11 protein-coding genes are annotated in these 14,402 nt (G+C 42.0%); 6 read left to right on the forward strand and 5 right to left on the reverse strand.

What is annotated here, in order from left to right; translation table 11 throughout:
• Positions 1-91: 91 nt before the first annotated feature.
• Positions 92-2,803 carry a CHAT domain-containing protein gene (locus tag I8752_RS02360; protein ID WP_214430726.1) on the reverse strand — a complete coding sequence of 904 codons (2,712 nt, stop codon included), beginning with the start codon at positions 2,801-2,803 and terminating at the stop codon, positions 92-94.
• A gap of 151 nt (positions 2,804-2,954) precedes the next feature.
• Entirely contained in the window at positions 2,955-3,605 is a 651-nt protein-coding gene (locus I8752_RS02365) for a sigma-70 family RNA polymerase sigma factor (RefSeq protein WP_214430727.1), read from the reverse strand.
• Between the two features lie 304 nt (positions 3,606-3,909).
• Between I8752_RS02365 and I8752_RS02370 the strand changes: the two genes are divergently transcribed.
• The 5 genes from I8752_RS02370 (at position 3,910) to I8752_RS02390 (ending at position 9,745) form a co-directional block, all read left to right on the forward strand.
• Complete coding sequence (locus tag I8752_RS02370; RefSeq protein ID WP_214430728.1) at positions 3,910-5,160, forward strand: bifunctional sterol desaturase/short chain dehydrogenase; 1,251 nt, start codon at positions 3,910-3,912, stop codon at positions 5,158-5,160.
• A gap of 407 nt (positions 5,161-5,567) precedes the next feature.
• Positions 5,568-6,179: a TetR/AcrR family transcriptional regulator gene (locus I8752_RS02375; RefSeq protein WP_214430729.1), complete on the forward strand. Its 612-nt coding sequence runs from the start codon at positions 5,568-5,570 to the stop codon at positions 6,177-6,179.
• Positions 6,180-6,235: 56 nt separating this feature from the next.
• Positions 6,236-7,525, forward strand: a complete 1,290-nt coding sequence (locus I8752_RS02380; RefSeq protein ID WP_214430730.1) for an ABC exporter membrane fusion protein — start codon at positions 6,236-6,238, stop codon at positions 7,523-7,525.
• A gap of 95 nt (positions 7,526-7,620) precedes the next feature.
• Positions 7,621-8,781 carry an ABC transporter permease DevC gene (devC, locus tag I8752_RS02385; RefSeq protein ID WP_214430731.1) on the forward strand — a complete coding sequence of 387 codons (1,161 nt, stop codon included), beginning with the start codon at positions 7,621-7,623 and terminating at the stop codon, positions 8,779-8,781.
• Between the two features lie 211 nt (positions 8,782-8,992).
• Complete coding sequence (locus tag I8752_RS02390) at positions 8,993-9,745, forward strand: DevA family ABC transporter ATP-binding protein (protein WP_214430732.1); 753 nt, start codon at positions 8,993-8,995, stop codon at positions 9,743-9,745.
• Positions 9,746-9,959: 214 nt separating this feature from the next.
• Here the strand turns inward: I8752_RS02390 and I8752_RS02395 are convergent, their stop codons facing one another.
• Complete coding sequence (locus I8752_RS02395) at positions 9,960-12,488, reverse strand: mannose-1-phosphate guanyltransferase (RefSeq protein WP_214430733.1); 2,529 nt, start codon at positions 12,486-12,488, stop codon at positions 9,960-9,962.
• A gap of 523 nt (positions 12,489-13,011) precedes the next feature.
• Between I8752_RS02395 and I8752_RS02400 the strand changes: the two genes are divergently transcribed.
• Entirely contained in the window at positions 13,012-13,203 is a 192-nt protein-coding gene (locus I8752_RS02400) for a hypothetical protein (RefSeq protein ID WP_214430734.1), read from the forward strand.
• A 177-nt stretch (positions 13,204-13,380) separates the two neighbouring features.
• Here I8752_RS02400 and I8752_RS02405 read toward each other — a convergent pair whose 3' ends face one another.
• Both I8752_RS02405 and I8752_RS02410 read right to left on the reverse strand, forming a co-directional pair.
• The gene (locus I8752_RS02405; RefSeq protein WP_214430735.1) at positions 13,381-13,779 is read right to left on the reverse strand and encodes a hypothetical protein; all 399 of its coding nucleotides are present in this window, start codon (positions 13,777-13,779) and stop codon (positions 13,381-13,383) included.
• A 294-nt stretch (positions 13,780-14,073) separates the two neighbouring features.
• A complete protein-coding gene (locus tag I8752_RS02410; RefSeq protein WP_214430736.1) occupies positions 14,074-14,343 on the reverse strand; it encodes a YciI family protein in 270 nt (89 codons plus the stop codon).
• Positions 14,344-14,402 lie beyond the last annotated feature (59 nt).

Below are 14,402 nucleotides of genomic sequence, written 5' to 3' on the forward strand. Positions count from 1 at the left end.
TGGGGGAGAAGAACCAGATAATAATGTTACAGACAAAAATTGGATAGTTTATTTCTTGGAGTTCCCTAATCCCCGATCCCCAGTCCCTACATCACAACCAATTACCAACTAACACATAGGCAGACCAAAAGCTGGGTGCGTTGTAGTTGGGATGTCCCAGCAATTTTAATTGGGCACAACGAAGAGCTTGGGCTTTGGTGATTTCTTTGCCCCGAAGTTGTCGGTAGAATTCACCAACAAATAAGGCTGTGGGTTCATCCTCAATTTGCCATAGAGACGCTAAGGTGCTGCCTGCCCCTGCTCGTACTGCTGCTCCTGCAAGACCAAGGGTTGCACGGTTATCTCCAACAGCTGTCTGACAAGCACTTAAAAATAACAGTTCTAATGCTCCCGAACGGCTTTCATCTCGATTGCGGAGAAGAATGTTGAAATCCTTGACTTTGATCGGGCCGCTGGCAGCCAAAATAAAGGTGTTTTCAGCATTAGAACTAAACTGACCGTGAGTTGCTAAATGCACTATATTGAATGGAACTGTACTGACTTTGTTTTCTAGTGCCTTACGGGTGAAATCTTTATCTAGCAGACTAGTTGTGGATATTCCAGCGCTAGCGATGAGGTTGATTTCAGACTTGATGGCAGGTAATGACCCAAAGTTAGAATATCCTGGTGGGGGCTGAGTTAGCCCAGCAGTTAATGCTCTAAGTTGTTTTCTCCTCAATCGTTTGGGATTTTGGAGTTGCAGACCAACGCTCAGAGCGATCGCATATTTTTGCACTAAGTATTTCTCGCCATCATAGAGCGCTGCCATTGGTAAATTACGTAACGCTCCATCCAGCACAAATACTAAGGTATCTACTTTACTCTTGGCTAATTGTTTTTCAATCGGTTTAATCAGCCAGTTGTAAACTTGCCGCGACTGATTTTTGAGGACGTTAATAGCAGCAGGATTGACAAGGGTTTCTTGCAGTTGGGCGATCGCTTCTTCTACTTCTGTTGGGGAAATTTTGGTACTGTAATGCTGTAGTTGTTGTCTGGGAATTTTAACAATTACCTGGAGTTCTTCGGGCAGAATAATTGGGTAAAGGATGGCGGCAGTCGGATTTTCTTGGTCTACGACTCGATCGAGTGTTACACTTTCGCCTTGCAAGCAAGCTTCTTGGAAGAAGTTATCTAATTCTGCCAACTGCAATGCTTCAATTCGCTGACGGGCTTTATCTAAAATTCGATCTTGGTTTGCGTATGGAGATTGCATCAGTAACTCTACGGACTCTCGATATACTGGTTCAACACTATCTCGAAAGTTAAATTGCACATCTTGATTAACTGCTACTAAGTCATTGCGGAGAGATTTTAGACTTTCTACCGCAGTATCATAAGCTGCGATCGCTCCTTTAATATCATTTTGTCTTCGCAGCAATCTACCTAACTGCCACTCTAACCGATAGGCAATATCTTGGGCGTTACTTGTCTGAGCTAAAACTAATCCTTGCTCAGTGAGACTTTGGGCTTTTGATAATTGTTGAGTCTTCTCGTACAAATTACCCAAACTCAAAAGCGCATAAGCTTCTGCTCGTTTATCGCCTAAACTGCGGGATTGCTGGACGCTAGTTTCTAAAAGTTGAGCAATTTTTTCGGGGCTGGGGACTGGGGACTGGGAATTGAGAAGACTTTCTTTCTCAATCGCAGATCCCCGATCCCCGATCCCCGATTCCCGATCGCCAATACTTAATTTCATTAAGCTTTGGGCAAAGTTAATCTGAGCATAGATAGCAGCACGACTGGGAGGAAGTTGTTGGAGTTGGGATTGAATTAATGGCAATAATTGTGTTGCCAATGGTCGATCTGGGATCAGCAGGCTGAGAAGATTGAGCTGTGCCTGAACTTTTACTAAGGGTGAGGTAGATATTTGAATTGTTTGTTGATAGTAGGTAATCGCGTTTTCTTTTTCCTGCTTGATGCGGGCGTAGTTTCCCAAACTGAAAAGACTTGCTGCAATATTGGCATGAGATTGCAGGTTTTGAGCGATCGCCAAACTTCTATTTAAAGCATTGTGACACTCTTCTAGATTCCCTGCTACCAACTGGGCATCACCAAGCGATCGCAACGCCACTGCTTTTTCTATTGAGTCCGGTTGAGATTGTAATTGCCGATCTACTTCTTTAAGAATTTTGACGGCACGAGTGTAAAATCCTTGAGTTCGCCATGCTTGTGCTTGATTGATTTGCGATCGCACTTCCCCATTAAAATTTTTTGCTTGCTTGTAAATTTCTGCTGTTTGCTGCCAAGTTGTTAAAGCTTCTTCTGCTTGTCCCATTGCTAGTTGCAAACGACCTTGAATATCTAATGATTGAGCTAATACTTGCAAATTTTGATTTTTATTACTTGTTTTTAGCAGATTCAAGCTATCTGTAATTGCCTGCTTTGCTTCATTCCATGCACCTAGTTGTTGATAAGCCAAAGATAAATTACTCAAAGTGATAGCCAATCTCAGGTTATCTTCTTGTTGCTGATATTTCTCTGCTGCCTGCTGCAATACTTGTACTGCTTCGGCAAAACGTCCGACATCATATAACATTTTGCCTTGTTCTAAAGGCGAAACAGAGACATTATTAGTAATAGTTGTATTTGCTAGTTGAGATGACAAGTTAATTGCATCAGGAACTTTTGCCAGCACTGGTGAGCCGACGATGCACAGCAAAGCTATCAGAAAATACAAAGGCAAATGTAATAAAGTCAAAACTTTCGCTTTTGGCCTTCTGTTTTTTAGAAAATTTTGGTAATAAATCTTAGTTATTTTAGTCATGAATATGGCAAAAGGCAGGGAGCAAGGGAGCAGGGGGAGTCAGAGAGAAATAACTACTGACTCTTGCCTATTACCTATTGCCTTCTAACTCTTGTACAGACAAGGATTAATTGCGTCTCTACGACAACTGACAACTGACTTCTTTTCATCTTCATAACAAGCCCTCCAATTCAGCAAATTTTCGCAAGCGTGGCAGGCACTGACGCTGATAAAAACTGCTTAAAGTCGGAATTGGCAGTCCAAATGTCTCAGATAATTCTTTCCAGCTAACTTCTGGGGGTAGGCGTTTGAGAATTAACACCTGACAATTCACTTCCGGATGCCCTTTAATGTGAGTATTACGTAGTTCTCCATTCGCATCTGTCTTCACCCATATCTCTAAGTTTTCTAGAATTGGGGGTGCTTGGGGAGTAGCTGGTAAATTGTCTATAGGGTCGCTGATTTCACTATTTCTACCCGACCCTGACTGCCAAACTTTGTGAGGAACTGTTACGGCTTGTTCCCGGTACTGGTTCAGATAAAAGTCTTGTAATCTGCGTTTTAAGTAAGCATTCAACCAAGTGATAACACTGCCATGAGTGGGATCGTAGATTTGACCTGTCAAGCCTTCACAAACATTGCGACAGAAATACAACCAAGTTTGTTGTAGGGCATCTTGATAGTAGGGAGTACTTTCCCTCCAAAGTCTCCTAGAACTCAAGCGTATGATTTGCGTGAGCAGCTTCTGACGCTGAGGGCTTCCAGGTGAGTGTCCACAGGCTTGAGCAACTAAGCAGCGTAGCTGTTCATCAAATTCAGCCATGTCAAATTTTTAGCAAAAAAAGCAAGAATATTATAGTATTGCGTATAAATAAGCTTTAGAAAATTACCCCGTGTCGTGATAGTACCTCTTTTTTAAATTCTCCAGCCAAAAATTTATATCAACAGATAGTAGAAGCGGAGGGGAGAAGAGAGCAGGGGGAGCTAGGGAGGAAAAATATCTTTACTCTTGTACAGACGCGATTAATCGCGTCTCTTTGGTCTTAAGATTTTGCTGTGTAACTCGACCTTAATCCATTCTTGGCAGAATATAAAGAATGATTAAGAAAAGTGGTGTGTAAAATAAGATGATTAAGATGCTAGCTCAAAGCTTGACTGAAATTGGGGCAAAGCTACACATAGATTGGATTTTAGTAAATGCCTGCTTGCAATTTGCAATTTGGGGATTGTTCTCTGTTTTACTCGCTGAAATATTAAGAGACAGCTACCATGCTTTGTGTCACCAAGTCAGTTGGCTGGCTAAGTGGCACAACAAGCATCATATGGCATATCGTCGCGATTTATCAGTTGTTTCCCTCAAAGCCTATCAAGATTCTCAGCTTTACCACGACATTTTAGAGTCGAGTCTATTGCTGGCAGTTTTGACAGTAGTTGCTTTGGTTGTCCACCAACTAGGGTTATGGTTAGGAGTAGCCTATGCTTTTAGTTTCTTGTTTGGTGCATCCCTGCGCTATTTCCAAGGGACAATTGATACAGACTACAACCATCTACCCGGCCCTTTAGAAACAATTCCATCCGTTTGGTGGGTGAATCGGTCTTATCATTGGCGACATCATTTTGATGATGTCAATGCTTACTATAGTGGTGTATTTCCGTTGGTAGATAAAATACTCGGTACGGGACTGTCCCTCAAAGGTAAAACCATTGCTTTAACTGGTGCTTCGGGAACTTTAGGACAAGCATTGGCTGCCGAACTCCTCAAACATAACGCGAAGGTAGTAGCATTAACTACTAACCCAGAAAAATTAGCACCGCAGACTGGATTAAAAGTAGTCTCCTGGGAGTTGGGTAATGAAGCTCAACTGAAGGATAGTTTAGAAAAAATCGATATTTTGATTATCAACCACGGAATTAATGTCTATGCTAGCCGTACACAGCAGGCAATTAATTCTTCTTATGAAGTCAATGCTTTTTCAGCGTTACGGTTGATGGATGTATTTTTAACAACTGTAACGGGGCCACAAGCTAAGGCAACTAAGGAAATTTGGGTCAATACTTCTGAGGCTGAGGTTTCCCCCGCTCTCAGTCCGCTATATGAACTCAGCAAAAGGGCTTTGGGAAATATTATCACCCTCAAACGGTTGGATGGGGATTGTGTAATTCGCAAGTTAATTCTCGGGCCGTTTAAGAGCCAACTCAATCCTTACGGAGTTATGTCAGCACAGCAAGTAGCTCGTGGCATTCTATTTTTAGCGCAACGAGACTACCGCAATATTATTGTGACGATAAATCCTCTCACCTATGTGCTTTTTCCCTTGAAGGAAGCTAGTACTTGGCTGTATTATCGAATTTTCAGTAAAGCTACAACGAGTCAGTAATTTTACAGGTTAAGAGTCTTTCATCAAGAAGATGGCTGAAAAGCGATCGCGCTGTATCCTTTACTCAGCGCATGACAATATTTTTCATCTTGATGGCTCTTAACCTCATAGATAATATGCACCACTAATTTACTCAACTATTGAAGTCTTCAAGCTTACCTTGACAGGATTACCAACCCGGCATACATTAAGAAATATGTAGTAAGTTAAACTTATAATTCCGATAAGCAGTCTCATAGCATTCATCAAGATTATTACGCAAACAACCAGTTATCAGTTGCTATTGATACATAAGTTGCAAAAAACTTTTTTGTAGTATAAGTGTTACAATAATTTGTCAGAGCTTGACAACTGAGTAGCAAAGATACTAATTATTGAATAACGAGCGTTCGATATAAATCCAAATCATGCCTAAAATTGTCGACCGCGACCAATACCGTAAAGAATTGCTCGCCAATTGCTTTGATTTATTTGCCCAAAAAGGCTATGGTTCCATCACCATGCGCCAAATTGCTCAAGGATTAAATGTTTCTACGGGTACGCTGTATCACTATTTTCCTAGTAAACAAGCTTTATTTGAACAATTGGTGGAGGAGATCAATCAGCAAGAAATACTCACAGCAATGGCTGAGTTAGAAGGAAGGGAAACACTCCAAGAAACGATGGAAGCATTGGGAAAATATCTTGCTAAAAACGAAGATTATTACATTAAATTGCATTACATTTTAGTTGATTTTTGTCAACATCAAGACTCTAAAGAGATGTGGGGTAGTGGAATTTTTCAGCGAGTTGATGAGCGTTGTCAGCAAGCTGTGAGGGATGTTTTGGGCATTGAAGATTCAGATTTGATATCTTTTGTATTGCTTTTAATCGACGGCTTAATTCTCGAAAGGCTGTTGGGAAATGAAAGGATTTCTTTTATCGAACAGTGTAATCTCTTAGGTAAAATGCTGACAGCATATTTGCAGCAATATCCATCTAATGAGAGTTCTAAAACTAAATCATATTCAGCTAATTAGTTACTAAATGGCATTGATTTTCTCAGAAAAATTACCATTATATAAAGGATAAAAAAATGGGTGAAAGACTGCTATTAAAACCTGTAAATAAAGGATTAATTGCATTAGTAATTGCGGCTACTGCGATTACAGGTGGAATTGTTATTTATGGAATTTCACAGTTTGGGCAAATTGGTGAAAAAGCTTCATCTGAACCAGTAGAAACCACACCAGTCACGCCAAAAGTGACAGCCTTAGGCAGACTAGAACCAGAAGCAGAGGTAATTAGCTTATCTGCGCCATTGGTTTTGGATGGCGATCGCGTTGCTAAAATCCTAGTCAAAGAGGGGGATACTGTCAAAGCCGGACAGGTAGTAGCAATTTTAGACTCACGAGCTCGTTTGCAAACTGCGGTGCTGCAAGCCGAAAAACAAGTTAGAGTCACTCAAGCAAAACTCGCGCAAGTGAAAGCTGGTGCTAAAGCTGGAGATATTCAAGCGCAGCAGGCCAGCGTTGAACGCTTCCAGGCCCAGTCACAAGGAGACAAAACAGCTCAACAAGAAACCATTGCTCGATTAGAAGCACAGTGGCAAGGAGACAGAACAGCTCAACAAGCAACAATCAAAAAGCTGGAAGCAGAACTCAAAAATGCTCAAGCCGAATATCAACGCTATCAACAGCTATATTCCCAAGGAGCAATTTCTAACTCTTCATTTGATAGCAAGCGCTTAAGTCTTGACACTGCACAACAGCAACTCGACGAAGCTAAAGCAATTCTCAACCGAATTAATTCTACTGCTCAAAGACAACTAGCCGAAGCTAAAGTAGCGCTCAACCGCATTAACGCTACTGGTAATAAGCAAGTCAGCGAAGCCAAAGCCACACTTACTAGTATTGCCGAAATCAGACCAGTAGATGTGCAAGCGGCACAAAGTGAAGTGGAAAATGCGATCGCTTCCCTAAAACGCGCCGAAACTGACTTAGAAGCAGTTTACATCAAAGCCCCAATGGCAGGTCAGATTCTCAAAATTCATACAAGAGTTGGAGAAAAGATTAGTAGTAGCGGGATTGCAGACTTAGCCCAAACCGAGGAGATGATGGTAGTAGCGGAAGTTTATCAAACTGATGTCGGTAAAGTCAAACTCGGACAGCAGACTGTGATTACTAGTCAGGCATTTCCTGGCGAACTGCGAGGAAGTGTTTTCCATATTGGCTTACAAGTGAATCGGCAAAACGTTTTTAGCAACCAGCCAGGCGAAAACCTCGATAGTCGAGTCGTTGAAGTGAAAATTCGCTTAAATCCTGAAGATAGTCAACGAGTTGCAGGTTTCACCAATTTGCAAGTACAGACAGCGATTGAATTGTAAACACTGGGAGAGGACGCAAGGACGCGGAGAATCATTGCTGACTCTTGCCTCTCGCCTTTTGACGACTGACAACTGACTATTGACTAACATCCAATATGAAACTATTTCGCAAAACACCGCTAGCATGGCGGCAGTTAATGAAAGAAAAAACGCGTCTGGCAGTTGCAGTTGCAGGTATTACCTTTGCAGACATGCTGATGTTCATTCAGTTAGGGTTTGAAAGCGCGCTGTTTGATGCAGCGGTGAAACCTCATCGTAATTTAGAAGCTGATTTAGTTTTGATTAGTCCTCAATTTCAAACTCTATTTTCAGTCAAAAGCTTTTCTAGAGAACGGCTTTACCAAGCATTAGCCTATGACGGCGTTCAGTCAGTGAATTCTGTTTACATTGGCACTGGACAATGGCGAAACCCCGAAACGCGGTTAGAGCGTGCTATTTTGGTTTGGGGTATCGATCCGGCAAAACCGACATTCAAATCGCCTGAAACCAAACAAAATCAGCATCAACTCAAACAGTTGTATCAAGTTATGTTTGACCAGGCGGGTCGTCCGGAATATGGGACAGTTGCCGACATTTTCAATAAAACAGGCAACTTTGAGACGGAACTGAATAGCATTGGCATTAAAGTTAAGGGCTTGTTTACTGATGGTGCTTCCTTTGCTGCCGATGGTAATGTGATTACCAGTGACTCTACTTTTTTACAACTATTCCCAGAGCGTCAATCCGATCGCATCGAAGTTGGGTTAATAACTCTCAAACCAAATGCCGATCCCGAAAAAGTGCGATCGCAACTGAGTGCCGGATTGCCTAAAGATGTCAGAGTCTTGACTCCAGAAGGATTTGCCGCAGTCGAGAGACATTACTGGGAAACTGGTACTGGTATTGGTTTCATTTTTGGTTTGGGTACAGCAGTCGGGTTTATTGTCGGCATTGTGATTGTTTACCAGATCCTTTACTCCGATGTCTCCGACCACTTACCAGAATACGCCACGCTCAAAGCGATGGGCTACACCGATCGCTATCTTTTAGGAGTCCTGCTTCAAGAAGCATTATTCTTAGCTGTCTTAGGTTTTCTGCCTGGATTCATCCTTTCCTTTGGGTTGTATCAGGTTACTTATGCTGCCACAATGCTGCCGATTTTTATGAAGGTAGATCGGGCAATTCGTGTTTGGATTTTAACTGTGATTATGTGTAGTTTTTCCGGGGCGATCGCCATGCGAAAACTCCGGGCTGCCGACCCCGCCGATGTTTTTTAGTTGTCAGTTGTCAGTTGTCAGTTGTTAGGAGGCAGCTTTGCTGGAGTAAGTCAAAAGGTAAAAGTAAAAAGTAAAAACAAAATAATTAAGAATTGAATCTCAAAATTTCATCAGTTCTCTTTTACCTTTTACCTTTTGACTTTTGACTTTATCTTGTCTCCCTCATCTTCCTCATCCCCCTCATCCCCCTCATCCCCCTCATCTGTGCTATATGTTGCAAGAATCCGCACCAACAGCTTCTAGTTCAACAATCTCTGCTGTCGAACCAGTAATTTCTATCCATTATCTCAATCACTACTTTGGTAGTGGTACGCTTCGCAAGCAAGTTTTATTCAATATTAATTTAGAGATTAACGCTGGTGACATTGTAATTATGACTGGCCCTTCTGGCTCAGGAAAAACTACTTTGTTGACTCTCATGGGTGGCTTACGTTCTGCTCAAGAAGGTAGTTTAAAAATCTTAGGACAAGAAATTTGTGGAGCCAGCAAGCAGCAATTAACCAAGCTTCGCCGCCAAATTGGCTATATTTTCCAGGCGCATAACTTAATGACTTTTCTCACAGCCAAAGAAAATGTGCGAATGTCTTTAGAATTGCATGAAGAATTTCTCAATCAAAATATTGATGCGAAAGCGTTGTCGATGTTAGAAACTGTCGGTTTAGCAGATCGTGTTAATTACTATCCAGAAAATCTATCAGGAGGACAAAAACAACGGGTTGCGATCGCTCGTGCCTTAGTCAGTCATCCTAAAATTGTCTTAGCAGATGAACCCACTGCCGCACTTGACAAAAAATCTGGACGCGATGTTGTGGAATTAATGCAGAAGCTAGCTAAAGAGCAAGGCTGTACGATTTTGTTAGTGACTCACGACAACCGCATTTTAGACATTGCCGATCGCATTATTTATATGGAAGATGGTCAGCTCAAGAGTGATGAGGTAGATATTACTGCCAGAATGCATTAAAAGCGGTCAAAAACAGGGTGTGGCGCAACGGGTGTTGGGTGTAGTGAAGACGGCATTGGTCGGGGCTTGGTCAGTAGTCAGGCGATACTTCTCAGATAAGGACTCTTCACCTCTGCTATTGTCTGAGAAAAGGTCAAGGATGAATTTAAAGCTTTCCCCTTTAACCGAGAAGTATTGCCTCACAACTAACAACTAACAACTAACAACTGACTAATTACACTTCCGCAGGATGCTGTTCTTGTTGTCTTTCTATAAATGCCTGGACGCGAGCGCGGTAGTTTCTGGAAGTTTCATCTACCCAATCGCGATCGTTACTGTTTGCATACAAATGTACTAATGGTTCGCTAGCATCTGGTAAAACTAATAGCCAACTGTCATCGTAGGGTTGACAAATTTTCACGCCATCGATCAGTTCTAGATTTTGGGCTGGGTGAGTTTCGACCAAATAACGCATCAGTGCCCCTTTGGCTGTCCAAGGGCAGCGGATTGTATGAGTTTTGTGAATTACACGGGGCAATTCCGATCGCACAGTCGCCAGCGATCGCTCTTGGATAGTCAACATCTCAATTAGCTTGGCAATGCAGAACATGGAATCAAATCCCGGATGCAGTTGCGGGAAAATAAAACCAGTATCTCCGCTACCTCCTAAGACGACATTTGAATTTTTCTGACATGCCTCCATCAAAGCTGTAGGATTAGCTTTGGTGCGAATTACTCTACCATCATGGCGGCGGGCGACTTGTTCTACAGCACTGGAAGCATGAACCGGCACTACTACCGTGCCTCTGGGGTTAGAGGTTAAGATCGTGTCTACCATCAAAGCTGTTAAAGTTTCCCCGCGAATTGAGAAACCTGATTCATCAACTAAAATTAGCTGTTCTCCGTTAGCCGATACCTGAACGCCAAAGTTAGCTTTCAATGCTTCCACCACATGACCTAACTGAGTCAGTAGTCCTTCGCGATCGGTTACTGACATGGCCGTTTTATTCACACTGGCATTTAGTACTACCGCATCAGCACCAAAGTTATCTAACATTTGCGGCAAAACAGCCCCAGATACAGCATAAACATAGTCAATTACGACTTTTGCCCGACTGTTGCGGAGGGTTTCAACGTGTAACAGCTTCTCAAAGGCAGTACAGTAACGGTCGATTACTTGGCTGGGATAAGCGACATCACCAATTTCTTGGATTAGCGCCCGCCGCATATCTTCCTTAAAGTAAGCCCCTTCAATTTTCTTTTCCACAGCTTTGGTAATATTTATTCCCTTAGCATCCATAAATTCAATCAGGATGTAGTTCGGGCGATCTGGGTGTACCCGCACATGAATACCGCCGGCTACCGACATTGTGGGTATAACTGTACGGGCGATGGGGATAGCTGTGGCATCAAGGTTTTGAATATCAATCCCTACTGACATCAAACCAGCAATCAGCGATCGCGTCACCATGCGAGAGATATTGCGCTGGTCGCGGGAAACCGTTATTTTAGAACCGGGTTTTAAAGTAGAACCATAAGCAGCTCCTAACTTCACGGCAAACTCTGGGGTGATGTCAATATTCGCTAATCCTTGCACGCCACGTTGCCCAAATAAATTTCGTTGGGCGATGTTACCCCAAATTAAGTTAATGTTTAAGATTGCGCCTGATTCAATTTTTTTACTCGGCCAAACCCGGACACTGGGGCTAATTTGAGCTTCTTCCCCTACAGTGGACAGCGAACCGACCACAGATGCTTCTAAAACATGGGCGCGACGGTCTACACGAGTACCGCGAGCAATCACACAAGCACTCAGTTGCGCTTCATCTCCAACAATCGCCCCATTCCAAACAATGGGACGCTTCAGGTTAGCATCAGCGCCGATGGTAACATTATCGCCAATTACGGTTCCGCCTTCTATCTGCACCCTTGCACCAATGCGGCAATTGTCACCAATTACTGCGGGGCTTTCAATCGTAGCTGTGGAGTCGATAAAAGTATTTTGACCAACCCACAACCCATCGGAAACTTCTCTGTAAGCAAAGTCAAGTTTTACCTTGCGGTCTAATGCATCGTACTGAGCTTCCCGATAGGCATCTAAGTGACCGACATCACACCAATAACCTTGAGCAATGTAACCATACATTGGTTCGCCCTTGGCTAGTAGTAAGGGAAATAAGTCTTTGGAAAAATCGGACTCAGTGTTATCTGGGAGATATTCTAAAACTTCTGGTTCGAGAATATAAGTACCTGTGTTGACGGTATCAGAAAAAATTTCACTTGTAGAAGGTTTTTCTAAAAAGCGGTTAATACGTGATTCTTCATCGGTAATTACCACCCCAAATTCAACTGGGTTGGGAACTCTGGTTAAAATCAAAGTAGCTTTTGACTTTTTTTGTTTGTGAAAAGCGATCGCTGCACTCAAGTCAAAATCTGTGATACTATCGCCGCTAATGACTAAAAAAGTTTCATCCAAGAGTTCGGCAATATTTTTCACGCAGCCTGCCGTACCCAGAGGCTGGTCTTCTTCAACGGCGTAGGTCATTTGTACGCCAAAATCACTGCCATCTTGAAAATAGTCCCGCAGTACATCAGGTAAATAATGTAATGTTGCAATCACTTCCGCGATCTGATGTCTTTTGAGAAGATTAATAATATGTTCGGCAATTGGTCTATTTAAGATGGGCACCATTGGTTTGGGTAGATCGCAGGTTAACGGACGAAGCCGCGTTCCCGAACCACCTGCCATCAGTACTGCACGCATAAATCCTCCTTAAATATTCGTAGCATTTGTAACTTCCTAATCGGCGATTGTATATTGTGTTTTTCTTCCTTTAGTTTCTTACGGATATTGATATTTAAGGAACTTCCGCAAGAGACATCTGCTAAAGAATAAGCATATTTACTCAACACAATCGCTTATTTGTCCGGAGACAATCTATAAAAGTGAAACATCCATAAGTAAAAATTGTTTCCAGTGCCGAAAGTCACTTACGGTAGCTCCTGGAAACATTACAGACAAAGAGGAAAAAGTAATATGGACAATCTTTTTGCCTTTTATGTTTTAATTTGTCTTTCTTGTGCTTATGTTCTATTTTGGCAATAGGTGTTTTTTGCTAACTAGTGACTAGCTACGATGCAATCAGCTATTTTACACTGGAGTATGAGACTGTATCATCTAGTAACTCAGATGTGAAGACTGAGTAGATCGAGCATATATTCTCAGTGTAGGGTAGGAATACTTTACTTAAGTTCTGTTCTGTCAGTCGCTAACGGAGTTAATGGCAATGGGTAACTTGCTTGTTTTTGCCGCGATCGTTGTTTATGTAGGTGGTGTTTGGAAGTTCTGGTCTGGGTTCGAGCGGACTAACTTTTCTCGGTCTTTGTCCAATCGTATTGGTTTGTCTTTACTTTGGCCAGCTTTGTTTATTACAAATCAATCCTATCGTCGCAACTTTAGAAAGGCGTTAAAGGGTTAGAAGTTACTATTAAGTTTCAAGTCATTATATCCTTGCCTAATATTAAGCCTGCTTTGTAGCAGGCTTAATATTATTTAACGTGTGTGAGGAATTTTGCTGTTAGCTATCCCTGACAGAAACAAGGTAGTTACAAATCGGATTCACAATTGATAATTCGTAATCACCTGCGATCGCAAACTATCTTCTGTTGCGAAGGATGTGGATGGCTGCACCACCGACTGCGCCACTAGCACCTTTTTTGAGGGTATTTCTGCAACCGCCAGTAAATGTGCCTGCTAATATGTTAGCACCTGCACCGACTCCAACATCCTGACCTAAGCTACGGTTTCTCGTATTTCTTCTTAGACCATTAGCACCATTGACAGCAGCACCACTAAGACCACCCCTAATGGCATTATCGAATGCAGAACCACATCTTGTGACAGCTCCAGTTACCACCCCAGCACCTGCGCCAATAGCTGCATCTTCTAATACTCGCTTATCAGCAGCAGCAGGTTGAGCAGGCAATAAGGTGACACCTGCTAAACTAGCAGCCATAACACTGGGTAGAAATGTGCGTTTTAGTAATTGTTTCATGGTAGCACTTTGTGAAAAAATCAAACGGCTAAAGATAAATTAAGGTTGTTGCAGTTGGGAAGAATTATATTTCTAGTCTAGACAACAGCAACTGTTCTTTGCATGAGAATATTCTGATATTCGCACGAGTAAAACCTCAATTTCATCTGCTAAAAGCTAGAATTTGCTTTCTTGGGTTCAACCATTTTTGTTGATTTGGTAGACGATTATGGAACTGGCACATGTACAAAATTAAGCAAAAATGAAACTAAAATCCAAATTGTACAGTGTGGAAATCCGACTATTGATTATTATTTAAATAGCTTGAATCCACTCTTTAACAGAATATTCAGTCCAAATGCCATTTTTCCAGTAGGGGTCATCTTCAATTAATTGACGTACAGTGGCTTCATCTTCAGCTTCGTAAATACCAAAAACTTTTGTGATATCTTTGGTAGGGCCGATAGTAATCAGCACACCAGATTCTTTCTGTTTTGCTAATCCGTCTAAATGAGCTTGACGGTAAGGGGCACGTTTTTCGAGAACGTCTTCGCAGTATGTTCCCCAGATGATGTATTTAGGCATGGCAATTAATTAAAAACGAAAAATTGCAAATATCAAATATATTACAGACGCGATGAATC

It is taken from the genome of Dendronalium phyllosphericum CENA369 (genome assembly GCF_016056275.1).
GTDB classification, from domain to species: domain Bacteria; phylum Cyanobacteriota; class Cyanobacteriia; order Cyanobacteriales; family Nostocaceae; genus Dendronalium; species Dendronalium phyllosphericum.

Excerpts from the sequence above, each read along its gene's own strand:
- I8752_RS02390 (WP_214430732.1), top strand. The coding sequence starts at position 8,993 with ATGTTGCAAGAATCCGCACCAACAGCTTCTAGTTCAACAATCTCTGCT.
- I8752_RS02360 (WP_214430726.1), bottom strand. The coding sequence starts at position 2,803 with ATGACTAAAATAACTAAGATTTATTACCAAAATTTTCTAAAAAACAGA.
- I8752_RS02365 (WP_214430727.1), bottom strand. The coding sequence starts at position 3,605 with ATGGCTGAATTTGATGAACAGCTACGCTGCTTAGTTGCTCAAGCCTGT.
- I8752_RS02375 (WP_214430729.1), top strand. The coding sequence starts at position 5,568 with ATGCCTAAAATTGTCGACCGCGACCAATACCGTAAAGAATTGCTCGCC.
- I8752_RS02400 (WP_214430734.1), top strand. The coding sequence starts at position 13,012 with ATGGGTAACTTGCTTGTTTTTGCCGCGATCGTTGTTTATGTAGGTGGT.
- I8752_RS02395 (WP_214430733.1), bottom strand. The coding sequence starts at position 12,488 with ATGCGTGCAGTACTGATGGCAGGTGGTTCGGGAACGCGGCTTCGTCCG.
- I8752_RS02370 (WP_214430728.1), top strand. The coding sequence starts at position 3,910 with ATGATTAAGATGCTAGCTCAAAGCTTGACTGAAATTGGGGCAAAGCTA.
- devC (WP_214430731.1), top strand. The coding sequence starts at position 7,621 with ATGAAACTATTTCGCAAAACACCGCTAGCATGGCGGCAGTTAATGAAA.
- I8752_RS02380 (WP_214430730.1), top strand. The coding sequence starts at position 6,236 with ATGGGTGAAAGACTGCTATTAAAACCTGTAAATAAAGGATTAATTGCA.
- I8752_RS02405 (WP_214430735.1), bottom strand. The coding sequence starts at position 13,779 with ATGAAACAATTACTAAAACGCACATTTCTACCCAGTGTTATGGCTGCT.
- I8752_RS02410 (WP_214430736.1), bottom strand. The coding sequence starts at position 14,343 with ATGCCTAAATACATCATCTGGGGAACATACTGCGAAGACGTTCTCGAA.